This is a genomic window from Streptomyces sp. NPDC090741 (genome assembly GCF_044769045.1).
Taxonomy (GTDB): Bacteria; Actinomycetota; Actinomycetes; order Streptomycetales; family Streptomycetaceae; genus Streptomyces.
This window is the reverse complement of the sequence record NZ_JBIVXF010000003.1, coordinates 460,698-485,912: the sequence shown is the minus strand read 5'-3', so window position 1 is coordinate 485,912 and position 25,215 is coordinate 460,698. Positions and strand designations below refer to the sequence as shown.

Genomic DNA, 25,215 nt, shown 5'->3' with positions numbered 1-25,215 from the left:
CGGTCAGGCGCTCTCCAAGGAGCGGGCCGGGTTCGCCAGCGGTTTTTGCCGGTCCGGCCCGCCGAAGGGGTCGTTCGGGGCGTCCTGGCCGGACGGGGCGAAGGGGTCGTCGCCGCGTCCGAAGGGATCGGCGCCCCGGCCGGAGGGGTCGCCCTGGGCGAACGGGTCCCCCGGGTCGGGCTGCCGCGGCATCGGGCCGTCGGCCTCCGGCGGGAGCCCCGGGTCCGCGAACGCGTCCGGGGGTACGTCGCCCGGCTGGTTCGGGGGTACGTCGGACCGCGGAGCGGCCGGGGGCTGCCCGGGGCGCTGCTTCTGCGGGGCCTGCGGCGTGGCCTGGCCCGGCCGGTCGGGCTGGACCTGCTGGTCGGGCTGGACCTGCTGGTCGGGCTGGGCCCGCTGGTCCGGACCGGCCTGCTCGCTCTGGGCCGGTACGCAGTCCGTGGCCTCGGGGGCCGGGACCCCGGCGGGACCGCCCGGCGGCTTCGGCGGGGTCGGCGGGGCGGTCCTGGCCAGGCTGTTCGTACCGGCGCCGGCGTCGTTGCCCGTCTCGGGCGGGGCGCACGGTTCGGCCGGGGCCGCCGCGGGCGGGGTCACGGGACCGGAGGGGATGCCTTGCGCCGGGTCGTACGCGGGGACCGGCTGCGGGGTGCCGTCCTGTGCGCCGTCGTCGCCGGTCTTGCGCTCCATCCAGGTGTTGTCGGCGATGTTGACGATGACCAGGCTCTTGATCGGGTGCGGGGTCGGTTCGATGACGATGACCTGGTGGGGCTGGTAGCCGTTCCACTGGTCGCCCTTGAGCGCCGGGGAGCCCTTGGGGGCGCGCGGCGCCTGGAGCGGATTTCCGCAGGCGCAGCGGACCCGGGGCATGCCGTGGTCGTCGACGAGGACGGCGGTGCCGGCCTGCAGGACGGACTGGAAGGCGTCCCCGCGGCCGTCGCGGAAGGCGTGGTTGGTGACGCGGGTGTCGGCGCGGAGCACGACCGGGGTCAGTCCGCGCAGGAACTCGGGGAGCTTCGCCCTGTCGACGGAGACGGCCTGGGCGAAGGCCTTGGCCTTGGCTTCGTCCTCGGTGAGGGCGCGCAGCTGCTGTTCCACGTCGCAGCTGCCGAGCCGCTTGGTGCCGGCGTAGAGACCGGGGGTGGCCGCGTTGACGGTCCGGATGCCCTGGCCGGTCGGATTGGGCAGCGGGGGCTGCGCGGGCGCCGACTCACCGGTGGCCGAGGTGGTGGTGAAGGGGTCGGGGCCGGGCGTCCCCACGGGCTGGAGCAGGACCTCCTGGCTCTCCGGGCCGGCCGCGCTCTTCGGTTCCTCGGGAGCGCCGCAGGCCGCGGCGAGCAGACCGAGGAGCGTGAAGAGGGCTGCGCGGACCGGTGTATGACGGCGTGGAGCCTGACGGTGTGTCGGTGCATGCACGTGAATCTCCCTTTCGCCCCGGTTACTCCCTCCTGTCTGCCGCATCCGCGGGAGGGCCGCAACCGGAGCGGCGCGACGGAGCGGGCCGAAGCCGGGTTCGCGTCTTGAACATGTTCAAGGAACCTCGTAAGGTCACGACCGTGAGTTGAACGCGTTCAAGGCGTTCGGCCGCGCGCGGAGGGGAGTCCACGGTGACGGTACTGGTGCATCTGATCGTCACCCTGGGCATGCTCTACGTGATCCCCGCCGGCCTCCGCCTGATCGACCCGGCCCGGCTGGGCACGATGGCCCGGATCTGGCCGCTGCTCGCCGCCCCCGGGGCCGTGTGCCTCTGGCTGCCGCGCGGCGCGACCGCCACGGTGCTCGCCGTGCTGTACGCCGGGGCCACCCTGGCGCTCGCGGCCCGGGCCCCGGCCCGGCTGCTGCGGTCCCTCCGGACGCCGACCGCCGCAGCCGGACCCTTCGCACCGGCCGAGATCGCCGTGCTCACCGCACTGCTCTCGCCGTCGGTCGCCGGGACCGCCCTCGTCGCCGAGCGCGCCGGGTACCGGCTGTTCGGATTCGACCTGGACATCCTGGCGCTGACCGTGCCGCACTTCCACTTCGCGGGATTCACCGCTGCCCTGGTCGCCGGGCTGGTCTGCCGGGCCGCGCCGGGCAGTACGACGCTGTCGCGCTGGGCCGCGTACAGCGTCCCCGGCGGGACCCTGCTCGTCCTCCTCGGCTACTTCGTGGACGACTGGGCGGAGCTCGTGGGCGCGGTGGTGCTGACCGGCGGGATGTGGGCGGTGGCGCTGCTGACCTGGCGGGAGATACGGCCGGGTGCCCGGGGCCGCACGACCGGCGCGCTGCTGGCGACCTCGTCCGCGGTCCTGGTGGCCACCATGCTGCTCGCCCTGTGGTGGGCGCTCGGCGAGGCCGCCGACCTCGTGCACCCCACTTTGACCTGGATGGCCGCGACCCATGGTCTCGGCAACGCGCTCGGCTTCGCCCTGTGCTCGCTGCTGGCCTGGCGCAGGCTGGCCGTCGACCGAATGGAGACCACGCCATGACCCGCCTCATCAGCGCCGGCCGTGACACCGTCAACTACCCCGACCGGGGTGCGACGCGCCGGCGGCCGCTGCCCGCCGGATACCACCACCTGCACCACCGCACGCGGATCGGCCACGGGCAGGCCGCCTTCGAGGCCGCCGGGACCGCCGTCACCACCTTCGGCGCCCACCGGGCCTCGGGCATGCTGGTGCGGGCCGGCCACGGCGCGGTCCGGCCCGGGAGCCGGGTGGTGGTCGGGATCGGCTTCGGGCCGCTGCGGATCAGCGCGCCGTGCGAGGTGGTCTGGACGGCGTACGAGCCCGCGCGCATCGGTTTCGCGTACGGGACGCTGGCCGGCCACCCGGAGTGCGGGGAGGAGTCCTTCATGGTGTTCCGGGACCCGGACGGCACGGTGTGGTTCGAGGTGACCGCCTTCAGCCGCCCGGCCGCCTGGTACACCCGGCTCGCGGGCCCCGTGATCCCCTTCCTGCAGCTGCGTTACGCCCGATGGCTGGGCCGCACCGTGCGCAAGGTGGCCGCCGCGGCCTGATCCGCCCGATACTGGAGGGGATGGACTGGTTCACGGCGCCCGGCTACTGGCTCGGCCGGCTGGTCTTCCAGCGGGCCCTCGCCGGCGTCTACCTCTTCGCCTTCGTCGCGGCCGCCCTTCAGTTCCGGGCCCTGATCGGGGCGCACGGCATGCTGCCCGTGCCGCACCACGTGCGGTACGTGCCGTTCCGGCGCGCCCCGAGCCTGTTCCAACTGCGCTATTCGGACCGGCTCTTCGCCTGCTGCGCCTGGGCGGGGGCGGCGGTGGCCGCGGCCCTCGCGGCGGGGGTGGGGGACCTCGTTCCGCTGGGCGCGGCGATGGGGATGTGGGCGCTGCTGTGGCTGCTGTACCTGTCGATCGTGAACGTGGGACAGACCTGGTACTCCTTCGGCTGGGAGTCACTGCTGCTGGAGGTGGGCTTCCTCGCGGTCTTCCTCGGCAATGCGCGGGTGGGGCCGCCGGTGCTGGTGCTGTGGCTGCTGCGCTGGGTGGTCTTCCGGGTGGAGTTCGGCGCGGGGCTGATCAAGATGCGCGGGGACCCCTGCTGGCGCAAGCTGACCTGTCTCTACTACCACCACCAGACGCAGCCGATGCCGGGGCCGCTGAGCTGGTTCTTCCACCATCTGCCGAAGCCGCTGCACCGGGTGGAGTGCGCGGCCAACCACGTGACCCAACTGGTGGTTCCGGTGCTGCTGTTCACTCCGCAGCCGGTGGCCTCGTATGCGGCAGGGATCATCGTGGCGACGCAGCTGTGGCTGGTGCTGTCGGGCAACTTCGCCTGGCTGAACTGGATCACCATCACGGTGGCCCTGTCGGCGATCGACTTCACGGGGCTCGCGGGGCCGCCGCCGGCCGCGGCCTCGCGCGCGGCGCCCGTCTGGTTCGCGGTCCTGGTGTGCGCGGTGACCGTGCTGGTGCTGGTGCTGAGCCGGCGTCCGGTGCTCAACATGATCTCGCGGCGCCAGGTGATGAACCGCTCGTTCGACTCCCTGCACCTGGTCAACACGTACGGGGCCTTCGGCACGGTGGGCCGGATCCGGGACGAGGTGGTGGTGGAGGGGACCGCGGACCGGGTGCCGCGGGAGGACGGGGCGTGGCGGGAGTACGGATTCAAGGGCAAACCGGGTGATCTGCGCAGGATGCCGCGCCAGTTCGCCCCGTACCATCTGCGGCTGGACTGGTTGATGTGGTTCGCGGCGCTCTCCCCCGACTATGCGCGGGACTGGTTCGGGCCGTTCGTGGAGCGGCTGCTGGCGGGCGACCGGGACACGCTGCGGCTGCTCCGCCACAACCCGTTCCCGGACGCCCCGCCGCTGTACGTACGGGCCAGGCTGTACCGGTACCGGTTCACCACCTGGCGGGAGCTGCGCGAGACGGGCGCGTGGTGGCACCGCACGCTGCTGCGCGAGTACCTCCCCCCGACCCGCCTCGCCGAAGCCTCCTGGTCAGAGCCCGAATAGCGCGGCTTCGCGCTCCGCCGACATGCCCTTGGTCGAGCGGTCGCCGCGGAGGGGGGCGGGGCCCCCGAGGGACTGGAGCCAGGCCCAGGTGTCAGCCACGGTCTCCTCGACCGGGCGGCACTTCAGGCCCGCCGCCTGCGCCTTGGTGGTGTCGGAACCGAACATGTAGTCGTGCAGTTCGCCCTCGGGGAGCCAGATCGGCAGTTCGATCCAGGGCTCCACGCCCGCCTCCGCCATCCGGTCCTGGTCGATCCAGCGGAACTCGGCGCGGCCGCCGGTCACGGCCGCGCAGGCGTCGAGGAGTGCGCCCATCGTGGCGTGCCCGACCGGCGACACCGCGTCGTACGGTCCGCCGAGCCCGGCCTCGGCCGCGTCCAGGGTCCAGTGCGCGAGGTCGCGCACGTCGATGTACTGGAGCGGGAGTCCGGGCCGGCCGGGGGCCGGTGTGGGGCCACCGCGGGCGGTCCTGTCCAGCCACCAGGGCAGCCGGCCCACGTTCTCGTACGGGCCTATGATCAGCCCGGCGCGCACCAGCAGGGCCCGGTCGCCGAAGGCGTCGACGGCGGCGAGCTCACCGCCCCGCTTGTCCTCGGCGTAGGCCGTGGCCTCGGCGTCGGCCGAGCCGTCGACCACCGGGCCGTCCTCGGTCAGGCCGGCGGGAGCGGGGTAGGCGTAGACCGAGCGGCTGGAGATGTACACGTACCGCCCGGCGCGGCCGGCCAGCAGCCGGGCACTGTCGCGCACGACGGTCGGCGCGCCGCTCCAGGTGTCGACGACGAGGTCCCACTCCCCCGCAGCGAGGGCGTCCAGGCCTCCGGGCGCGGTGCGGTCGCCGCGCAGGGCGGAGGTGCCCGGCGGCGGCGCGTGGTGCCCGCGGTGGAAGACGGTGACCTCCCAGCCTCGGGCCAGGGCGTCTTCGGTGATCGCGCGTCCGACGAATTCGGTACCGCCCAGCATGAGTAGTTTCATGCAGGCCAGCGTGGCGGAGCCGGGGGCCCGGCCGGAAGCCTTGATCGCCCACAGCGATGACGCTCACGGCGTACGGCCGACGGGAACCTCTCCGGGCGCCCACACGGTCAGCGCAGCACCGCGCCCCCGTCGCCGGTCGGCTCGGGGGCGCTGCGTGACGTCGGGCTGTCGGACTAGTCGATGCCGGGCAGGATGTGGGGCTCCGCCAGGTCGTCCTCGTAGCCGGCCAGTCGGATCGGGGCGGACCGGGCCCAGACTTCGAGGCTGCCGAGCTCATCGGCGTGCGGACGGTACCGCCCGGCCGTGTGCTTCCTCAGCGTCTCGTCGGACTTCGTCGTCGTGTCTGTCACCGCGCACTCCTTTGTGTCGCGTAACCCGGCGTGCGAGCCGCGCGCCGGGCACAAGGGATAAAGGGTTTCCGGACGCGGTGGCGCCTTGGTGGAGCGTGGCCTGGATACGGCCGTCTTGTGCCACTCAGAGTACACATATGAGCGCGCCCCCGCTCGATGGATTGGCAAAATCCGCTCGACGGCTGGATTTCGCCGCGAGTTCAGGAAGTCGTACGCCGATGTGACCGGGTCGGGTGGTGTGCTCGACGCCGGTAGCACGACCGGAGTACAGGCAGCGGAGGGAGCGACGGTGGCGGCGAGGTCCGGAGTGCCGGGGGTACCGAGGGTCGACAGCATCGAGGAGCTGATGGAACTGCTGCTCGCGTGCCGCGGGGCGTGGGACACGCCCGACCGCAGCGGAGACCCGGTCGATCTGCACGATCATGGGCTCCAGACTGCGGCACTGCTGCGCCGTTCGCATCCGTTCGACAAGGAGCTCCAAGTCGCCGGACTCGTCCACGACCTGGGCCACCTGCTCTTCCCCGGCGACGACGCGGGACACGCCGACCACGCGGCGGAAGCGATCCGTCCGCTGCTCGGCCACCGAGTGGCCCGGCTGGTACGGCTGCACGTGCCGGCCAAGCGCTACCTGGCGGCCGTGGAGCCCGACCGGGCGCTGTCCCCGCAGAGCGCGCTGACCCTGCGGGCGCAGGGCGGGCTGATGGACGAGGCCGAGGTCCGGGCCTTCGCGGCCGACCCCGACGCGGAAGCGGCGGTGACATTGCGCCAAGCGGATGACGCGGGCAAGGTCGTCGGGCTCGACGCGGGCGTGATGGAGGACTGGCGTCCGGTCCTGACGCTGGTGGCGGCGAGGGCGTACGAGCGCACGCCGTGACACGACCGTGCCCCGGCCCCCTGGAAAGGGGACCGGGGCACGAGCGGTTGACCGGGCGGCCTACCAGTTGGCGGGCGCGTAGTCCTTGAGGAAGACGCCGTACAGGTCCTCGCCGGCCTCGCCGCGGACGACGGGGTCGTAGACCCGGGCCGCGCCGTCGACCAGGTCGAGGGGGGCGTGGAAGCCCTCCTCGGCCAGGCGCAGCTTGTCGAAGTGCGGGCGCTCGTCGGTGATCCAGCCGGTGTCGACCGAGGTCATGAGGATGCGGTCGGTCTCGAACATCTCCTGGCCGCTGGTCCGCGTCACCATGTTCATCGCGGCCTTGGCGGCATTGGTGTTCGGGTGCCCCGCGCCCTTGTAGCCGCGGCTGAACACGCCCTCCATCGCCGAGACGTTGACCACGTACGCCCGCCCGCTGGACGCCCTGCGGGCGGCCTCGGCCATCGCCGGCCGGAGCGCGCTGATCAGGATGAACGGCGACGTGTAGTTGCACAGCTGGGTCTCCAGCAGCTCCACCGGGGAGATCTGGTCGATGGTCTGCACCCAGGTGTTGGTGTCGACGACGTCGGGCAGCAGGCCGCCTGCGTCGATGGCGGTGCCGTCGAGGTGCCGTTCGATGCTGGCGTTGCCCGCGACCAGGGCGAGGTCGGCGACCTTCTGCGCGTCGATCCCGCTCACGCCGACGGGCAGCGCCGCCAGGCCGTCGACCGCACCGGAGTTGAACGCGCCGATGACGTGGTGGGCGGGGAGCTCGCCGGCCGGCAGCGGGGCGCTCTCCCCCTCGACCAGCGCGGCGTACGCGCTGGGCAGGCGGCGCACGGTCTGCGTCGCGTTGTTGATCAGGATGTCGAGCGGACCTGCCTCGGCGATCTGGTCGGCGAGCGCCACGGCCTGGCCCGGGTCGCGCAGGTCGAGTCCGACGACCTCCAGGCGGTGCATCCAGTCCGCCGAGTCCTCCATCGCCTTGAAGCGGCGGATGGCGTCCTTGGGGAAGCGGGTGGTGATCGTCGTGTGGGCGCCGTCGCGCAGCAGCCGCAGCGCGATGTACATGCCGATCTTGGCCCGGCCGCCGGTGAGCAGGGCGCGCTTGCCGGCGAGGTCGGCGCGGACCTCGCGCTTGGCACGGTTGTGGCCGGCGCACGGCTGGCAGAGCTGGTGGTAGAAGTAGTCGACCTCGACGTACCGCGTCTTGCAGATGTAGCAGGAGCGCGGACGCTGGAGTATTCCGGCGATCCGGCCGGCCTCCGTGACCGAGGAAGGCAGGATGCCCTCGGTCTCGTCGTCGATGCGCTCGGCGGAGCCGGTCGCGGTCGCCTCGGTGACGGCCTTGTCGTTGGCGGTCTTGGAGGCGCGGCGCTCCTGGCGGCGGCGCTGCTTGACCGTGCGGTAGAGGCCGGCGGTGGCGCGGCGTACGGTGATGGCGTCGGGGTGGTCGACGTCGATCTTGTCGAGTTCGTCGAGCACGCTGAGGCAGAGCGCCAGCCGGTCGGGGTCGATGCCCGGCCCGTAGGCGTGGCCGTCCGCGCTCACGTGGTTGTCTTCGGTCACCGTCATGGCCGCTGCCGTTCCTTGCTCACTCGTCCGCATCCGCCTCTGCGGAAGTCCCCAAAACCGCCACTGTACGGATCCGACGCGCCCGGAACCAAACTCGTCGCCCGGCGCCTCACGCACCGCGACGGAGGCGTCACCGCGGGCAGGGCCCGGCGGGGGCCGCCGCGGGGCCTGTAATCCTTTCGGAGTATGCCTGAGGTATCACTGGCTACCACCTGTAGGGGGAGGAATAGGCCGCTGGGGTGGGGCATTGTGGAAATCATGAGTGCCCTTGCGCTGTCGGTCCTGCTCTGCCTGGTGTCCGCCGTCGCGTACGCGGGCGGCGCGATCGTCCAGGAACGGGTCGCGGCGAGCACCCCCGACCGCCCGTACGCGCCGCTGCGCCGGGTCGGCTGGTGGTGTGCGGTCGGGCTGAACGGCCTGGGCGCCCTGCTGCACGTGGTGGCCCTCGCGTACGGGCCGCTGAGCCTGGTGCAGCCGCTCGGTGCGCTGACCATCGTGGTCGCGCTGCCGATGGCGGCCCTCTTCGTACACCGCCGGGCGGGTGCGGCGGCCTGGCGCGGCGCGGTGCTGGCCACGGTGGGGCTGGCCGGGCTGCTGGCGCTGACGGGCGGGGACGGGGATGCGGACCAGCCGCTGGCGGGCGGGGAGCGGGGCCTGCTGCTGATCGTCACCGGGGCCGGGGTCGCCGCCCTGTTCCTGGCGGCGCAGCGGATGCACCGGCCGGTGCTGCGCAGTGTGCTGCTGGCGGTCGCGGCCGGTACGGCGTTCGGCATGGCCTCCGTGTTCACCAAGTCGGTGGCCGAGACCGCCGCGGAATCCGCCTTCGCACCGGGCGCGCTCGGCTCCGTTTGGCCCGATCTGGCGGCGGTCGCCGTCCTGGCCTCGGGCGGGCTGCTGCTCTCCCAGGCGGCCTACCGGGGCGCGGGGCTGAATGCCCCGCTGGCCACGCTGACCGTGGTCAACCCGGTCGTCGCGGCGGCGGTCGGCATATCGCTGTTCGACGAGGGCTTCCGGTTCGGGGCGGCGGGCACGGCGGCGGCCCTGGCCAGCGCCGTGCTGACGGCGGCCGGCCTGATCCTGCTCACCGCCGTGCCGCCGCACGTACGGGGGTCAGATGCTGACGCCTCGGCCGCGGAGGTACTTCAGCGGGTCGATGTCGGAGCCGTAGCCGGGGGACGTGCGCATCTCGAAGTGGAGGTGGGGTCCGCTGGTGTTGCCGGTGGAGCCGGAGCGGCCGATCCGCTGCCCGCCGGAGACCTGCTGCCCGGCCTTGACCCCGAGCGCGGAGAGGTGGGCGTACTGGGAGTACCGGCCGTCGGCGTGCCGGATGACGACCTGGTAGCCGTACGCGCCCGCCCAGCCGGCGGAGACGACGGAGCCGGGGCCGACGGCCTTGACGGAGGTTCCGGTGGCGACGGGGAAGTCGACGCCCGTGTGGTAGCCGCTGGACCAGGACGATCCGGCCACGTGGTACGCGGTGCCGATGGAGGCGTCCACGGGGGCGACGAAGCCGGCCGAGGCCGGCTGCTGCTGCGCTGAGGCGGGAGCGGGGGCGGGCTTCTCCGCGGGTTTCGCGGCGGGCTTCTCGGCCGGTTTCTGCGCGGGCTTCTCGGCGGGCTTCTGCGCGTTGGGCTCCGCCGGCTTGACCGGCTCCGCGGTCCGCGGCGGCTTCTCGGGGTTCTGCGCGGGCGGTGCGGCCGGCGGGGCGGGCGCGGCGGTGACGCGCAGGGTGAGCCGCTGACCGGGGAAGATCAGGTTCGGGTTGCTCCCCACGGTGGCCCGGTTGGTCTCGTACAGCGCCTGCCAGCCGCCCTCGACGTGCTGGGTGGTGGCGATCGCCGAGAGGGAGTCGCCGGGCGCGACCACGTACGGATTGGGCAGGACCGACGTGCCCGTCGGGCGGGGTGAGGCGGCCGGCGGGGCGGCGGGCTTCGCCTCCTTGACCTGGACCTGGACCTTTACGCCCTGGCCCTGGCCCTGGCCCTGCGCCTGCGGAGAGGCGGCGGGCGCGGGGCCGCTGCGCGAGAGCCCGGCCTGCTTCCCGCACACCGGCCAGGCCTGCGGGCCCTGTCCTGTCAGCACCTTCTCGGCGACCGCGATCTGCTGGTCCTTGGTGGCCAGGTCGGCGCGGGCCGCGTACGCGGCGCCGCCGAAGGCACGCCACGTGCTCTGGGTGAACTGGAGCCCGCCGTAGTAGCCGTTGCCGGTGTTGACGTGCCAGTTGTTGGTGGACTCGCAGTCCGCGACCTTGTTCCAGGTGTCCACCGAGGCGGCGTGGGCGGTTCCGGCGCCGATCAGAGGGAGCGCGAGCCCTGCGCCACCGGCGGTGACGGCGAGCGAGGCGCGGTTGATGCTGCTCGGCTGGTACCGGCGGTGCCGACCCCGTACACCCATGGGAGCCCCCATTGAAGACATCAGGAACCGCACAACCTAACGGCGCGATCAGGGCATGACAAGGGGCGCAACAGGGCGCATGTTCACGGAAGTTGACATTGATTCGCATGGCGGGACGGCTTGCGGCGCGCCCGCCCATGTAGCGTCGCTCCCACCCGCACATCGAAGCACTCAGGAGCGCACGTATGAGCAGCACGGCCCAGATCGGCGTCACCGGGCTCGCGGTGATGGGGAGCAACCTCGCCCGGAACTTCGCCCGCAACGGTTTCACGGTCGCCGTCCACAACCGCACGGCCGCGAAGACCACCGCCCTGGTGGAGGAGTTCGGGCACGAGGGGGCCTTCGTCGCCGCCGAGTCCGCGAAGGAGTTCGTGGACGCGCTGGAACGGCCGCGCCGTCTCATCATCATGGTGAAGGCCGGTGAGCCCACCGATGCCGTGATCCACGAGTTCGCCCCGCTGCTGGAGCCGGGCGATGTCATCATCGACGGCGGCAACGCCCACTTCGAGGACACCCGGCGGCGGGAGAAGGAGCTGCGCGAGCAGGGCATCCACTTCGTGGGCGCGGGCATCTCGGGCGGCGAGGAGGGTGCGCTGCTCGGCCCGAGCATCATGCCGGGCGGCTCCGCCGAGTCGTACGAGTCGCTCGGTCCGATGCTGGAGAAGATCGCGGCGAAGGCCAAGGACGGTACGCCGTGCGTCTCGCACGTCGGCCCCGACGGCGCCGGACACTTCGTCAAGATGGTGCACAACGGCATCGAGTACGCCGACATGCAGCTCATCGCCGAGGCCTACCACCTGCTGCGCGACGTCGCCGGCTACTCCCCCGCGCGGATCGCGGAGACCTTCCGTGAGTGGAACCGGGGCCGGCTGGACTCGTACCTGATCGAGATCACGGCGGAGGTGCTCGCCCACACGGACGCCGAGACCGGGCGCCCGTTCGTGGACATCGTGGCCGACGCGGCCGAGCAGAAGGGCACCGGCCGCTGGACCGTACAGATCGCGCTGGACCTGGGCGTTCCGGTGTCGGGGATCGCGGAGGCGGTCTTCGCCCGTGCGGTTTCGGGCCACGCGGACCTGCGTACGGCTGCCCGGGGACTCGCGGGCCCGGCGGCCGCGCCGCTGTCGGCGGAGGCGGCCGACGCCTTCGCCGCCCAGGTGGAGCAGGCCCTGTACGCCTCGAAGATCGTCTCGTACACGCAGGGCTTCCACCAGATCCGGGCGGGCAGCGAGGAGTACGGCTGGGGCGTGGACCTGGGCGCGGTGTCCTCGCTGTGGCGGGGCGGCTGCATCATCCGGGCGGCCTTCCTGGACCGGATCCGTACGGCGTACGACGCGCAGCCGGACCTGCCGAGCCTGCTGGCGGACCCGGGCTTCGCGCAGGAGATCGGCGCGGCCCAGGAGGACTGGCGGGCCGCCCTGGTGGCCGCCGTGTCACAGGGCATCCCTGTGCCCGCCTTCTCCGCCTCCCTCGCGTACTACGACGCGCTGCGCGCGGAGCGGCTCCCGGCGGCCCTCACCCAGGGCCAGCGGGACTTCTTCGGGGCGCACACCTACCGGCGCACCGACCGCGAGGGCTCGTTCCACACCCTCTGGAGCGGCGACCGCTCCGAGGTCCGTACGGCCTAGGGCCTGGACCGGCGCCCCGCTCAGCGGCCCGGGCTGCGGGATCGGCGCGGGCCCGGGCGGCGGCGGAATCGGATCGGGCTCGGGCACCGGCGCCGGCACGGGCGGCACGGGCTGCGGAATCGGCTCGGGATCCGGGAAGGGATTCGGCCCGGGCCCGGGCGGCACAGGAGCCGGCCCGGGCAGAGGCGGCTCGGTCATCTCTACGTTTCGCACCATAAGCCCCACCTTCCCCGGATCCGCCCCCGTACGCCCGCCGAAGCCCGTACGCGACGGATCAACGGGCGGCGTGGAGGCCCGCGGCGAGGCCGGGGGTGGGGCTGGCGAGGATCGGGGTGGCGGTCGTGGCCAGGGATGATGCGTCCGCCATCGAGGCCTGGGCCAGGACGATGACGTCTGCGTGGGTGACGGCGTCGGCCGCCTGGGCCACCTCGGTGAGGTAGCCGGCGGTGTCGCCGGCCTCGAAGCGGGGCCAGGCTTCCGCGATCAGACACGTGGTGATCGACACGGGGCGGCCGGCCCGATCGGCCTCCTCCGTCAGCAGGGCGACCGTCGGGACCAGCGTCGACTCCACGGTGGCCAGCACCGCGACGCGCGGGCCCGTACGGACGGCCTCCGCGGCCATCGGGCGGTCGACCCGGAGGACCGGGACGCCGAGCTCCGGCTCCAGGGCCTCCGCCACCGCGCCGATGGTCGAGCAGGTCACGAGGACCGGGCCGCCGGAGCCGGCCAGCAGGGCCCGCAGGGCCGGAGCCACCGAGTCCGGGCCCTCCGTACGGGCCCGGTCCAGCAGCTCCGGCACCACGAGGTGGCGCAGTACGGCGCCGGGGTGCTCCCGGTCCCGCAGGGCGTCGAAGACCGGCACGTGGACCGGCGAGGTGTGCAGCAGGGTCAGGGGTGTCACCAGAGGTCGGGGCTCGCGTCGAGCTGCGCCTTCGCCGCCGCGACGACCTCGGCCGGCGCCTCGGGCGCCTGGTCGGGGTGCCGCCCGGCCCAGCTGGCCGCGTACGGGCACAGCGGGACCACGGGTACCCCCTCGGCGGCGGCGATCCCGTAGAAGGTCTTCACCAGGTCCCCGGCGATGCCCCGCCCCTCGTGCCCCGGCTCGACGATGGTGTGCACCGCCACGAGGGCGTGGGGCGCCGCGTCGAGCACGAAGTACGCGATGAGGCCGACCACCTCACCGTCCTCGACGGCGAGCAGCCGTCCTGCCTTGCGGTCGTCCTTGAATCCGATGGCCCCGGTCTGCGACATGGTCCCCGACTCCCCTCAGACAGCCACCGCGTGGGGGCTGCGCTCCTGGTCCGTTCCCGGCGCCGGGGCGGACGGATCCGCACCCAGTTCGATGATCCGATTGTCCGCGTCGACGTGTACGACGCGCGGCTTCAGCACCCTTGCCTCGGCGTCCTCGACCTGTGCGTAGCTGATGAGGATGACGAGGTCCCCGGGGTGCACGAGGTGTGCGGCGGCGCCGTTGATCCCGATGACCCCGGAACCGCGCTCGCCCTCGATGACGTACGTCTCCAGCCGCGCCCCGTTGGTGATGTCCACGATGTGGACGAGCTCCCCGGGCAGCAGATCCGCCGCGTCGAGCAGATCGGCGTCGATGGTCACGGAGCCGACGTAGTGCAGGTCGGCCTGGGTGACCGTGGCCCGATGGATCTTGGACTTGAACATTGTCCGAAACATGAAGAAACTCCCGAAACGTAGCTCCCTGCCCGCTTTCCGCAGGTCAAGGGCGGTCTCCGGATCTTACAACGCTTCGCCGATTCGGCCAGTTCTCTCATGCTCTTTCAGGACTCACGCTGACCCGTTGCTGACTTTTCCGATGCCCCATCAAACAGCCCGGAATGCCTCCGCTCGCGATCGATGTCTGCCGCACAGCCGAGCGGGCCGCCTACACCTGGCCGGAAGCGAAGGCGACCGCGACCCATCGTCACATCCAGCCACTCCATCGCAGCAGAGTGTCCGATGCCGAAGACACTCCACCCGCTCTTCCGCGCGCGCTTGAAGATCCAGAGCACGCAAGCGCAGACTCCCATCACAACCGTGGCGTTCGGGACAGAGAACCCCATCAGGATACCTTCTCACATTACATCGAAGAATCCCGGACAGCCAACCCTGTCGAGTCCCGCAATTCGCCATACCGGCAGAATGCGCATACGTCAGCGGGGAGAGCGGCGCTCCTGCTCCGCTTGCTGCGCTGCGAGACCGCGCAGGACCGCCGTATCCCTATTTGGCACGGCATCCAGCAGCTCCAGGAACCACGGCGCAATCCACGAGGAGTCACGGTGCAGCCATTCGCCTGGCGACAGGTCCGTACCAGGCCTCCAGCTTGACGACGGCGGCTCATTGCCCCTGAATGCCGCGGTGATGACCACAGGCGGCTCGAACTCCTCTGCAGTGCGCCGCCCGAGTTGCGCCGTAACGCCGATCAGCCACCACTGAAACAGCCACTGCGACGGCGAGGGCGACTCCACGGCCGCACGCAGGAGCGTGGAGGCGATTCCGACGGATTCCAGGGCCGCGAGCGCAAGTCCTTCCGGTGGAGCGACGAAAGAGGCTGTCTCCTCGGTAACCGGCCGGTCCTGCGGGATCCTCAGCTCGAAAGCCTCCGACACTCTTTCGATCTCTGCGTAGGTGTCCTCGGCGAGTTGAGCATCCAGGAACTCCTTGATCCCGCCGTAGAAGCTGAGCTGCGTTTCGATTCTCAAGTCCGCACCGGCCCTGCGCTTCAGTTCATCAACGAGGCTCGGCCACGGACGGGTGCTGCGCGAGCCGGATTCGGATTCGTACCAGTCCTCTTTCGTATCGTTCGATACGAACAGGACGTGGCGGCTTCCCTCAGGCATCTTGCGAACGTGGTCGATGAGTTCTTCCCAGAGCAGGAAGTCGCCAGCCGATTTCAGTGGCGTGTCCTTGCCGGAGTCGGCAAAGCCGGGAGGGATTTTGTTCGGGAATCGGAAGGCGGTCGCCTCCTCAATTCGTCCGCGCAGGACTTGGCCCTCTGGCTGCTCGCCGACGCCTTCCCCATAGAGCTCTGCGATGCGGGCAAGAATGGGGTCGGACGCATCGGCTGTGTTCAAAGCCAGGCTGTGATCCGCCTTGAGCATGTCCAGGTGGCGCTTGAACTCGCGCCGGTAGAGATCCAGGTGCGAATCGACACTGGCATCCGCCGCCAGCGCCTGGAGCTGGTCTATCTCCTCGTCGGCCCTCGCGTACTTGTCGAGCTGTGCGCACACGAGGGTCTTCGCCTCGACGATCGCTTTACGGGCCGCCATGAGCTTCTTGTTCACGTCCGAAGCTGCATCCGCCAGTGCCCTCTTGCGCGACTCCAGCGTGCTGCGGCGACCGCGCACGAATTCCAGGCCCACTTGATAGGGCATCCACAGGCGCCCCGCCGCCTGCTCGAGAGCCGACAGAACCTCCTGTCTAGAGGTCTCTGTGTACTCGTACAGGCTGAGCAGGACGTTCGTGTCGAGGACGATGATGCCGTCGTTGAAGAAGGCGCCGCGCTCCGCATCCTCGGACGACGGCCCGGGCTGTAGCCAGGCCGCGAACCGCCGCAGCAGTACCGGGTCGCCCATGTTCTCCTCCGGCTCGGCCACGGCCATCCCTTCAGTGATCGTCTTGACACACAAGCGGCTGGAAGCCGGCGGCGGTGCAGGCGCCTGCGGCATCTCCTCCTACTCGTGCAATGCCCCTTGCGGCTCCCGGAGCCGCAAGGGGCAGGTTTCTACAGACCGTCGAATTCAGCAAGCATGACCGTCACCCGGGCCGGGGCCCTGTCGAGAAGGAAGTCGTCGACGAAGACCACCTCGTGGACACCTCGGCCGTCGGCCACGGCGGCGTCGCGCACGGTGCTGATGCGGGGAGACTGGAGCACGGTATCGGCGGCCTCGAACGGGCTCTTGGCGGCGACCCAGACCCGCTCCTCGAACAGGACCGCAGGCCCGGTGCCACCCAGGTCATCCACGAACTCCGCATCGCCGGGCGGCAGGTCAGACGCCCAGTTCCGCAGCAGCCCTGCGGCATGGCGACCCCGTCGGCTGCTCGCGGCACCTGCACCTTGGAGAATGGCCAGGAGCTCGCCGGCCAGCCGCCAGTCCAGCAAACTGTGGTACGCCATGTTCGTATAGTCGCGCAGGCACTGGTAGCACGAGCCACGGCACTCGCGCCCGTGCGCTCCGCCAGCGAAGTCCTTCAGCATCTGCCCTGCAGTTGCCATGAGCTTCTCAAAGACGTCCGGTTCGGCGAGATGCGTGCAGTAGCCAGCACCGTTGTCCAACGTGTCCGAGAGAAAGGCGAATGTACGCGCCTTACTGTTGCCCGGGCCAGCACCGTGGATGCCGGATGCGATCTCGTTGGGCTGCACCTGCAGGAGCGACCCGGCAGCTGTTCGCAGCAGGGCTGCCAGCGAGTACCAAGCTGATCGCCTGCCCGAGCGGTCGTCCGGGAACCCAGTGCTCTGCGGGACAACGGTGAGGTTGAGGCGCAGCCCGAGGCTCGGGATCTCACCTGCCTTCGGCCCCAGGAGGAACAGGTCCGTGTGCTGGGTGGCGCCGATGGCGGTGACAAGCGGCTCCACGCCGACCGTGTCCCGTGCCAACCACGGAAACAGCTCTGCCGCATGGGCTTCCAGGTAGGCACCTGACCAGGGCGCGGTCGGGCGCACTTTCGAGAAGTGGAAGAGCCTGCCGCCGTTGTCGTTGACCGCGTACCGCTCTCCCTTGCCGGAGTGAACGACCATGCCCGGGGTAGCGATCCTCAGAGGTGCGCCGTGGTCGAGATCAGCAGCGGTACGGGGGGCGAGCGACCTGGCCCTCCAGGCGAAGTTGCCGTCGAAGTCCCGGGCCTTCCCGGCCGAGTAGAAGCCGGCCGGCTCGCGCAGCTCGATCTCCCGGTAGGACCCGTCGGTGGTTCCGCAGGCACGGCAGGGCTGCGGCGTGTCCTCCTGCACAGGTGCCGCGTGCACGTTCTCGGCCAGGTGGCCGCAGGCCCGGCAGATGCCGATGAGGACTGGCTCTCCGAATGGCTCGCTGACGGTCCGGGCGACTCGGCCGGCCGGTTCGAACGCAACCACTCCGGCCGCTGTGTGGACTTGTCCGTCCTTGACCGTCTCGGCGCCCGGCGCGAACTGCGCGATGGCGATGTCCAAAGACCGGTCGACTACCCCGCTTGGCGGCCAGGGGTAAGAACCCGAGGGACGCTTGGTGTACAGGTACCGGGCCGAGGTGGGGAATCCGAACATCGGCAGTAGTCCGGACTCCGCCAGCCTCTGGCTGAGCTCATGGTGGCCGCGGGGCTCGTCCGCGGTCTCGGTGACGCGGTCGACGAGCTCCTCGATGACCCATGCCGCTGCCCGAACCGGCGGCCAAGTACTGCGGGTCCGGTCGGCGAGAGCTTCAGCGAGGGCGAGAACGTCAGACTCGTGCGACTTGATCCACAGACGCACCGCTTCACTCAGCGCCGGCCAGTCCGCGGTGCGGCCGAACTGACCGTGGACGTTGCGGGTCGGGTCGGGTCGTGCGGCCTCCCCCGCCGCGCCCTGCGCTGCACCAATTGCCCTGCGCAGCACTTCCGCGGCCAGAACACGCTGGTAGATGTCCTTCATGTCAGTGGACAGGTACGGCGGCGGGGTCGGGTCGTTGGTGATGCGCTTGGGGTCTTGGAAGTAGTACTCGTCGTGGCTGCGTCCGCGGCACACGGTGAGCGCGAGCGCGACCGGCGACGTGCGCCTGCCCGCCCGGCCGACCCTCTGCTGGTAATTGAACCTGGTCGGCGGCATGTTCGCCATCAGGACAGCGGACAGCGGACCAATGTCGACGCCTGCCTCCATCGTGGTGGTGACGGAGAGGACGTCGAGGGTGTCGGGCAGCTCGCGCTCCTTGCCGTCGAGGAATATGCCCTGGAAGCGCGCCTGGCGGGCCTGGGCGTCCAGGCGGTCAGTCTGGCCGGTGAGTTCCGCGGCGTTGAGGCGGAAGTTGCCGAACTGCCTGCGCGCCATCCACGCGTAGTAGTCGGCGTCCGTGCCATCGAACGGTTCGGACGCAGCCGCGAGGGGCCGTCGGCACTTCGTACAGACGCCGACACCTGGATGGAGGTGCCGGCGTCGGCAGACGGAGCACGTCCAGGACACCGCACGTCCCCGGCGCAAGGCGACGTGCCCGGGCTGGATGACGTACTGCCTGACCGCATCCCCCCAGAACCGCTCGACGGTCCTGCGGAGATCGTCCTTGTCGTGCCCCAGGTGGTCGGCTGCGCTGGTCCAGAACTCCCGGAGTTTCCTGGGTGGCTCGTCAGCCGGGCTACGCAGTCCTGCGAAGCGGCGCATGTGGCCGAGCACCCGCAGGCTGGCCCGGGCGAGCGCGGCATCGGAGGCCCGGTCGGCTTCGAGCGGTGCCTGGTCGTCGGCAAGGGTGAGCCACCCCAGGCCGAGGGACTCGAAGTCGCGTCCAGCACTGCCGAACAGGCCACTGAGCAGCTCGCTGGTGCGGGCTTCACGGATGTCCTGACGGAGCTGCTCCTGCAGCTCCGTCAGGATCAGGCTGGACGCGTCGCGGACCTTGCCGCCCTCGGTCTCGGGCCATTGGTAGAGAGAGGTCCAGGGTTGCGGCTGGCCGCCCTTCACGTACGCCGTCTGCTGCAGGGAGGCCTTCGGGCCGCCTGGGTTGATGCCTAGCTGGACCAGGCGCTCGGCGACCGCGGTGCCGTGGCTGTCGAGGCTCGGCACGCGGCTGAGCCGGTTGTAGAGCACGGCCTCCTGTCCCGGGTCGGGCAGGTCGTCGTCAAGGTCGTCCAGCCCTTCGGATGCCTTCTGGAAATGTGCCCAGGCGTCGTAGGCCTCAGGTGCGCGTGCGTGGAGCCGGTCGCGTGCAGCCTTGGCGGCTTTCTTGTCCACCAGGCTATAGGGGGACTTGCGGTAGAAGGCCGACACGACTGCGAGATCGGCGACCGGATCGCCCTGCCCCTCGACCTCCTTCGCGAGCAACAGGCGCAGAAGGTCCTGATAGTGGCGCAGCCCCAAGCCCGCGGACAGCTTCGCCGCGTCCTGCCGACTGTCGGAGAACACCACTGCCTGCCGGTTCGGCATGAGCGAGAGGATCCCCGTGGTCAGTACCTGGTTCACCTTTTCGAAACCGGTGCGCATGGACCTGACCGGAGTACGCATGCGACGCGGGTCGCTCAGACTGAGCCATTCACTTCCGACCTGCTTGAGCTCCCAGTCGTCCCCGCAGTTCGGGCACTGGGTGGGAGCGGCTGGCAGGTCCTCCGGCTTCAACCGGGACTGACCGCTTTTGGACTTCGGAACGCTTGTGTGGAAAGACCATCCGGTGTGGTCACGCTGGTTGCGCAGACTGCCCGTACGGGGGTCGTAGGCACTGCGCTTGAACGCGAAGCTGGCGCTCATGGCGCCCTTGTCGGAGGTGGAGGGCCACTCCAGCTTCTCCACCGCCGGGTCGTCCTTGCGCGGCCAGTAGACGACGTAGTTGGATGCGTCAGGTCCGGTGGCGGCTGCGTCGGGCAGGGAATCCAGGTCGGGCAGATCCGCCATCAGGCCAGCGTCGAACGGGCGCCCTGCAGCGTTGCGGAAAGCCGTACCCGGTGCGTAACCACCGAGGAGTACGTCTCCGCAGCTCTGGCAGTAGAGGAGTTCCAGGACGCGTGCGTCGCAGCTGCAGCGCGGCGTGGGGCGGGAGTAGAGCTTGCCGACGGTCCTGTCCATGCCCTCCGGGCGCCCAGCATCGGGGCACTGTGGGTCTGAGCAGGCCCAGACTCCGGGGATGTTACGGAAGAACAAGTGTCCACGCAGCTTGGGAGTACGGGAGTTCGCAGAGCGGCGCAGAGCGGTGAGGACCCCGCGCAGCGCCTTGTCCTGAACCTCTGCGGCGGTGGCAGGGAAGAGCCGCGAGGCGACGGCGGTGTCAAAATCGGCAATGAGCCGGTCACCGTCGCGCAGTGCGTTGACGAACGCGTCGCTGGCTCCTGTGGCAGTAAGGAGCCGGTCGGCCTGCACAGGTTCGGTGTCCGGGCCCAGGGCGGCGTAGGCGTCGGCATGCTCTGATATGTCGGTACGGGTGTGTGCAGGCAGCACGAGCTGGCCGCCGAGCACCTCGAAGCGGTCACGGTCTACGCCGAAGAATTCCTGCAGGAAATCCAGGTCGCGGGGTGCGTCGAGGGAGGCCGACGCGGCGAGGATGCGGAACTTCTCGGGGTGACGGTCCAGGCCGAGGCGGTGGCGCAGATTGCGCAGGAGGTAGGCGATCTCGGTACCGGCCGTTCCGCGGTACATGTGGAGCTCGTCGACGACCAGCGTGAAGCGGGCCTCGGGCACTTCCTCCAGCCAGCGGCGCGTCTTGTCGAAGATGGCTGACTCGCGCGAGCGCATCAGCATGACGTTGAGCATGCTGTAGTTCGTGATCATGATGTCGGGCGGGGCCTGGATCATGTCCCAGCGGCAGCGCATCTCTCCCCCATCCAGCCGGGGGATGAAGTAGCGGCCCTCTCCACCAGCCTTCTGCGCCTGTCGGGAGCGCTCCTCGGTGGCCGTGAACTCCCTCCTGAGCGTCTGCACACCGTTGTCCGAACCGACCTCGCCTGGGACGGGAGTGGCACCCGTGTAGCGGCCGAAGTAGAAGCGGTGGCCGGGACGCGACCGGGTGAGCCACTCCCTGACGCCGTCGCTGTCGAGCGCCTTGCGTAGGCGCATCATCTGGTCGTCGACGAGCGCGTTCATGGGGTACAGGACCAGAGCGCGTACGGCCGCGTGGCGCCCGGTTTCACCTGCCCGCTGGGGCTGGTATCCGCCGTCGGGAGAGGCCCACCAGCGGTTGGACGGCAACGGGGCGGCACGCCAGGACACGGACTCCCGGACGAGGTCGGCCAGGATGGGCAGCATGAACGACTCCGTCTTGCCGGAGCCCGTGCCGGCCGTGACAACAACGTCGCGCCCGTCCCGGACGGCAGCAGCCAGGGCCCGGTGCTGGTGCTCGTACAGGGAAGGGATGCCCTGCAGCAGTCCGAGTTGCACCAGTTCCGCCAGGTGGGGGTGGGCCCCTGCCGCCTTCAGGGCCCCCTCGATACCCGCCTCCATCTGGACGTACCGCGGGCGGACTTCCAGCAAGGGGCGCCGCCACGCTCCGCCGTCCGTATCGAACAGGTCCTGCCGCTCTCGTTCGAGGTACTCGTCAGCCAGCCCGAACGGCGTGTTGTAGTAGCGGAAGAGCGCATCCTTCAGATGGTCGAACGAGGCAAGGATGTCTACGTCCTGGCTGGTGATACCGAGCTGCTGCGCACCGGTGTCAGTCATCTGCCTTCTCCCCCAGGTGCTGTCCGAGTGATTCTGCGATCTTCGCGGCTACGGCGTACGGCACGTTGTCGTGGGCAAGGTTCTCCGCCTGCGTGTTGATGCGGGGAGCGAGGCCACAGCACATCACGGCCACCCGCCGCTGCAGGTCAGGCAGGGGGTATCCGTAGTCGACGTACAGTGTCCCGAACCCTTCGCGCCCGCAGTCCTTCTCGGGCAGCCAGCGCAGTACGTCCGCCGCACGGCTCCGGGACTCCAACACCAGGTACACCCCCTGCTCGTGGCTGGTCTCGTGCCACTCGCCGGCGTGCAGGACCTGGCATACGCGCTTGCTGTCCCGCCGCTTGAGCCGGTACAGGCCCTCGCCCTGGGGCCGCGGGACGGGCCGGTATTCGCGCCTGTCGAGGTCGTACTGTTCCAGCGGCTTCCCAAACTCCGGTGCGGAGGTCAGCGCTCCGGGCCTCAATGGCGGGAGGAGCCCAGCTCCTTGCAATGCGAAGCACGGCATGTACGCCGCACCGAGCTCCGCCGCCCAGCTGGCGAGCCCCTCTTCGTCGTCGAACTGGATGATCAGCGAAGGAGGCAGGGGGATGTCCCTTGGCGGGCGGTCACTGGGCACCTGCAGCAGTTCCAGCAAGCCGCCCTGTACCGCTCGTGCCAGACGCGCGTCGAACGCAGCCGTCCGGCTCCCGGTAAGAACCGCCAGTCCCCTGGCCTGCGGCAGGCGGGTCAGGACGGGCGGGGCCGCGCACCAGCGCCGGTTACGCCAGTCGATGTCCATGTAGGCCAGGGAGACGGCGTCTCGCAGCCATCGGCCCGCAGCGCCGGGTTCGATGTCCGGGCCATGCTTGGCCGCCAGCCACCACATCCCCTGCTTGATGTTGGACAGCGAACCGGCTCCCTGCTCGCTCACCCAGCGCAGCAGCAAGCTTCCCGTATCGGTCATCGCGCTTTCCGCCTCCCGGCAATCGCCTCTGCCGCCGCTACGTACTCGAGCCATGCGGCAGTCCGGCACCGCCCGGCCGCTCTGAGGACGGCATACGCCCAGGCGAAGTCATCCGCTTCCGGCGTGGGAGCAGGTATGTCCGACGCTACCGCCAGTGTCCTGACCGACCACCGGGCCGGCGTCCGGTACACCAGCCAGACATAGCCGTCCGGCACGTCGACCTCAAGACCGGGTCCGCAGGCATCCTGGGGCAGGCGCGAGGCCATCCACGCCGGAACTGTCTGCTGCCTGACCTGGCGTACGCCCCCCTCGGGGTCGATGAGCACCGCTTCCAGAACCTGCGAACGCACCAGCACGCTCCTCGGGAGGCGGATGCCGCCGGGCACCTCAGCCCCGCGGATGGCTGCCTCCAGATTCTCTGCGTTGCTCAGTTCAGGTTGCGTGGTGCCTTGGCAGGCATATCCGAGGGTGCCGCTGCCGGGGGGCAGCCCTTCGTGCAGCCCGTCGTGCAAGGTGAAGACCTGGCTGCTGTGATCCGTACCTACGCGGTGCTCGCCCTCATCCAGCGGAATGACGCATAGCGGGAAGGGCACCCGGGGGTCGGCGCGGAGCCTCTCACGGTGACCGTCAAGGACGATCTCCACACGGCCGTCCGGGGAAGCGCTGGCTGGCAGCAGGAGGTCGGGGGCGCCGCCGCGCAGGAAATGGCCTGCTACTGCTCCGCCAATCCGGAATTCGGGAGCGATGCGCAGTCCACCGGACAGCACGGCATGCTGCCGGACCTGTGGTTCGAGTACGTGTGCGTGTTCTCCGCCCGCATCGAGGGTGCGGGCAAATGCAAGCCCGTTGAGGGCACGCACACCTTTGAACAACTTCCACCCCGGTACGGGGGCGGGTGCTTCGCGGACGGTGCGGCCGACGAGGGCACTGACCATGGAGCGCACTGCGCCGACGGTGGGATCAGCGGCCAGGATCCAGTGCTCCTCGCCGGGCTCGAAGTACTCCGTACTCACCCACTCCCCCAGGTGGGGGTGCATCCGCAGCAGCACCACTTCCTGCGGCCCCCACTCGAGGACCAGGTGCTCGCCCTCCAGGCGCAGGCCGTGGTCGAGCTGCTGACACGATGGCCGCAGAGATTCCAGCCCTTCGTAGACTTCACCGTAGTCCTTGCGCAGCAGGAACATACGGCCACCCGCCACAGTGACGCGGGTCTCGCTGATGCCTTCGCACACCTCGGCGAGCCATTCCAACCGCCTGCCGCGGTCCGAAACCATGAGGCGGAGCCCGACCCCCCGCCGACGGCGCTCGCGCTCCGGCTCGTGCAGGGTGCCGTCCCAGTCGTGAGCGAGACGCTTAATCAGATCAGCGATCAGTGTGTCTTCCACGCCGACGGCACCTGCCAACTCCTCCATGAGTCGTGGCGAGAGTCGCCGGTCCCGACCTGCCGTCCACAAGCGCAGCCGCCGCAGCAGCTCGCGGCTGGAGAGATCGTCGAGGTTGTGCGGCCGCAAACGGGTGGCGGCGAAGAACCGCGTGAGGGCGTGCCGATCGGAACCCCGGACCAGCGCCTGCGAAATGGGAAACCCGATCTTCCAGTAGAACTCGTCGGTGCTGACCGTGCTGGCACCGTACAGACCTCCAGTCTCTTCCAGCCAGTTGTCGAGCTCCTCCCACATCACCGCGACGTCCTGGAACGCGTGCTCGAGCTTGTTCGCCCGGAAGGTGGAGCGCTGCTCGCCGAACAGCTGGATCCACCGTCCGTAGAAGTTGGTCTTCAACATGCCGTCGGACGAAGCCATCCGGGTAGCTGCCAGCACAGACAGAGCCAACACCGGCAGGCTAGGCGGGGGGCCCATGGTCCCGCCCCTCGCCCAGATCTCGCACCTCCGCTGAATGCGGCTGAGCAGGGGCCTCTCCGGGTCAGTCCAGTTCAGCTCATCAGCGACGGCTTGGGCGAGCCCCGTGTCAATGCCACAGCTCTCGGCCAGTTCCCGTTCGGCCTCGTCGTCGATGTACAGCACGGTGCTCTGCAGCGCATGACCCGCACCAAAGAACTCTGCGGAGAGCGCCTCATGCCACTGCTTGTATCCAGTCCCCATCTAGCCTTTCCAGATCCCCCACGCGCGGCCGCATCCAATCTGCGGCTGCGTTTGCGAACTCGGCGGCACCCTCAACTGCCGCCCGCACCAATCCGGAAAGGGGCCGACGCCCAGCGACGCACCTCATCCACCGTGCTCAGCTATAGCTTCAAGCACACTACTGCCGAAGGCGCTTGTGTGACAGGCAATCTGCGTGGTTCCCACATTGCGGACCTGCGGGAAGGAAAGGACCACGAACTTTCGCTTGGTGCAGCCGACGGTGCGTCAGGGAGACCTCCAGCAGCCTCCTCAACGCCATTCCGAGATGCTCGCGCGTGGCCGGGTAGGCCGACTGATCAGACGTCGGACTCCGGGCAGGGTGAGGGGCGTGAGCTGGGCGGATGGGTTTCTGCTTTCCCCGGGTCGAGTTCGCGGGCTCGCAGGATGGGGAGGCAGGCGTGAGCGGCCATGGCGAGGGTCATGTGGCAGTGCCAGCCTTCGTGTCACGGTCTGGAAGCATTCCTCGACCACCCACCAGCTTCCCGCGACGCGGATGAGCCCGAAGAGAATGGTTTCGGCCGGGCAGTAGGCGATGCCGTCGGATGCTGCGGCGGGCGATCACCTAGGGCGCGTATTTGGTCGTGATCAATTTGCGGGATTTGC

17 protein-coding genes and 2 pseudogenes are annotated in these 25,215 nt (G+C 70.3%); 6 read left to right on the top strand and 13 right to left on the bottom strand.

What is annotated here, in order from left to right:
• Positions 1-3: 3 nt before the first annotated feature.
• Positions 4-1,413 carry a DUF6777 domain-containing protein gene (locus ACIQU4_RS11715; protein ID WP_403728377.1) on the bottom strand — a complete coding sequence of 470 codons (1,410 nt, stop codon included), beginning with the start codon at positions 1,411-1,413 and terminating at the stop codon, positions 4-6.
• 191 nt (positions 1,414-1,604) lie between these two features.
• On the opposite strand from ACIQU4_RS11715, the gene ACIQU4_RS11710 reads away from it, so the two are divergent.
• From ACIQU4_RS11710 to ACIQU4_RS11700, 3 genes are read left to right on the top strand one after another with little or no spacing between them, the layout of a single operon-like run.
• Positions 1,605-2,465, top strand: coding sequence for a YndJ family protein (locus ACIQU4_RS11710; RefSeq protein ID WP_403728375.1), 861 nt, complete (start codon positions 1,605-1,607; stop codon positions 2,463-2,465).
• Complete coding sequence (locus tag ACIQU4_RS11705) at positions 2,462-2,995, top strand: DUF1990 family protein (RefSeq protein ID WP_403728373.1); 534 nt, start codon at positions 2,462-2,464, stop codon at positions 2,993-2,995. Before ACIQU4_RS11710 ends, ACIQU4_RS11705 begins: the two co-directional genes overlap by 4 nt.
• A gap of 20 nt (positions 2,996-3,015) precedes the next feature.
• Complete coding sequence (locus tag ACIQU4_RS11700) at positions 3,016-4,455, top strand: lipase maturation factor family protein (RefSeq protein ID WP_403728371.1); 1,440 nt, start codon at positions 3,016-3,018, stop codon at positions 4,453-4,455.
• On the opposite strand, the gene ACIQU4_RS11695 is transcribed toward ACIQU4_RS11700, so the two are convergent.
• Together ACIQU4_RS11695 and ACIQU4_RS11690 are read right to left on the bottom strand one after the other, a co-directional pair.
• Positions 4,441-5,424, bottom strand: a complete 984-nt coding sequence (locus ACIQU4_RS11695) for an NAD-dependent epimerase/dehydratase family protein (protein WP_403728370.1) — start codon at positions 5,422-5,424, stop codon at positions 4,441-4,443. The genes ACIQU4_RS11700 and ACIQU4_RS11695 overlap by 15 nt on opposite strands.
• Before the next feature lie 173 nt (positions 5,425-5,597).
• Positions 5,598-5,774, bottom strand: a complete 177-nt coding sequence (locus ACIQU4_RS11690) for a hypothetical protein (RefSeq protein ID WP_385585375.1) — start codon at positions 5,772-5,774, stop codon at positions 5,598-5,600.
• 346 nt (positions 5,775-6,120) lie between these two features.
• Between ACIQU4_RS11690 and ACIQU4_RS11685 the strand changes: the two genes are divergently transcribed.
• On the top strand, positions 6,121-6,648 hold the full coding sequence (locus ACIQU4_RS11685) for an HD domain-containing protein (RefSeq protein WP_403728547.1): 528 nt from the start codon (positions 6,121-6,123) through the stop codon (positions 6,646-6,648).
• Between the two features lie 60 nt (positions 6,649-6,708).
• Here the strand turns inward: ACIQU4_RS11685 and ACIQU4_RS11680 are convergent, their stop codons facing one another.
• Entirely contained in the window at positions 6,709-8,202 is a 1,494-nt protein-coding gene (locus tag ACIQU4_RS11680; protein WP_403728368.1) for an SDR family NAD(P)-dependent oxidoreductase, read from the bottom strand.
• 186 nt (positions 8,203-8,388) lie between these two features.
• On the opposite strand from ACIQU4_RS11680, the pseudogene ACIQU4_RS11675 reads away from it, so the two are divergent.
• A pseudogene (locus ACIQU4_RS11675) lies at positions 8,389-9,210 on the top strand (DMT family transporter); the annotation flags it as partial.
• A 102-nt stretch (positions 9,211-9,312) separates the two neighbouring features.
• Here ACIQU4_RS11675 and ACIQU4_RS11670 read toward each other — a convergent pair.
• Positions 9,313-10,596, bottom strand: a complete 1,284-nt coding sequence (locus ACIQU4_RS11670) for a transglycosylase family protein (protein WP_403728366.1) — start codon at positions 10,594-10,596, stop codon at positions 9,313-9,315.
• Between the two features lie 185 nt (positions 10,597-10,781).
• On the opposite strand from ACIQU4_RS11670, the gene gndA reads away from it, so the two are divergent.
• Complete coding sequence (gene gndA / locus ACIQU4_RS11665) at positions 10,782-12,224, top strand: NADP-dependent phosphogluconate dehydrogenase (RefSeq protein ID WP_403728364.1); 1,443 nt, start codon at positions 10,782-10,784, stop codon at positions 12,222-12,224.
• Between the two features lie 274 nt (positions 12,225-12,498).
• Here gndA and ACIQU4_RS11660 read toward each other — a convergent pair whose 3' ends face one another.
• The 8 genes and pseudogenes from ACIQU4_RS11660 to ACIQU4_RS11625 all read right to left on the bottom strand — a co-directional run.
• Positions 12,499-13,128: an aspartate/glutamate racemase family protein gene (locus tag ACIQU4_RS11660; RefSeq protein ID WP_403728546.1), complete on the bottom strand. Its 630-nt coding sequence runs from the start codon at positions 13,126-13,128 to the stop codon at positions 12,499-12,501.
• Positions 13,122-13,475, bottom strand: a complete 354-nt coding sequence (locus tag ACIQU4_RS11655; RefSeq protein WP_403728362.1) for a GNAT family N-acetyltransferase — start codon at positions 13,473-13,475, stop codon at positions 13,122-13,124. Before ACIQU4_RS11655 ends, ACIQU4_RS11660 begins: the two co-directional genes overlap by 7 nt.
• A gap of 15 nt (positions 13,476-13,490) precedes the next feature.
• Complete coding sequence (panD, locus tag ACIQU4_RS11650) at positions 13,491-13,910, bottom strand: aspartate 1-decarboxylase (RefSeq protein WP_403728360.1); 420 nt, start codon at positions 13,908-13,910, stop codon at positions 13,491-13,493.
• Between the two features lie 476 nt (positions 13,911-14,386).
• Positions 14,387-15,835: a PIN-like domain-containing protein gene (locus tag ACIQU4_RS11645; protein WP_403728359.1), complete on the bottom strand. Its 1,449-nt coding sequence runs from the start codon at positions 15,833-15,835 to the stop codon at positions 14,387-14,389.
• A gap of 122 nt (positions 15,836-15,957) precedes the next feature.
• Complete coding sequence (locus ACIQU4_RS11640; protein ID WP_403728357.1) at positions 15,958-21,531, bottom strand: DEAD/DEAH box helicase; 5,574 nt, start codon at positions 21,529-21,531, stop codon at positions 15,958-15,960.
• Positions 21,524-22,474 (bottom strand): hypothetical protein, encoded by a 951-nt coding sequence (locus tag ACIQU4_RS11635; RefSeq protein ID WP_403728355.1) that lies wholly within the window; start codon positions 22,472-22,474, stop codon positions 21,524-21,526. Before ACIQU4_RS11635 ends, ACIQU4_RS11640 begins: the two co-directional genes overlap by 8 nt.
• The gene (locus ACIQU4_RS11630) at positions 22,471-24,573 is read right to left on the bottom strand and encodes a hypothetical protein (RefSeq protein WP_403728354.1); all 2,103 of its coding nucleotides are present in this window, start codon (positions 24,571-24,573) and stop codon (positions 22,471-22,473) included. Before ACIQU4_RS11630 ends, ACIQU4_RS11635 begins: the two co-directional genes overlap by 4 nt.
• Positions 24,574-24,908: 335 nt before the next feature.
• Positions 24,909-25,167: pseudogene (locus ACIQU4_RS11625) on the bottom strand (IS701 family transposase); the annotation flags it as partial.
• Positions 25,168-25,215: the final 48 nt, after the last annotated feature.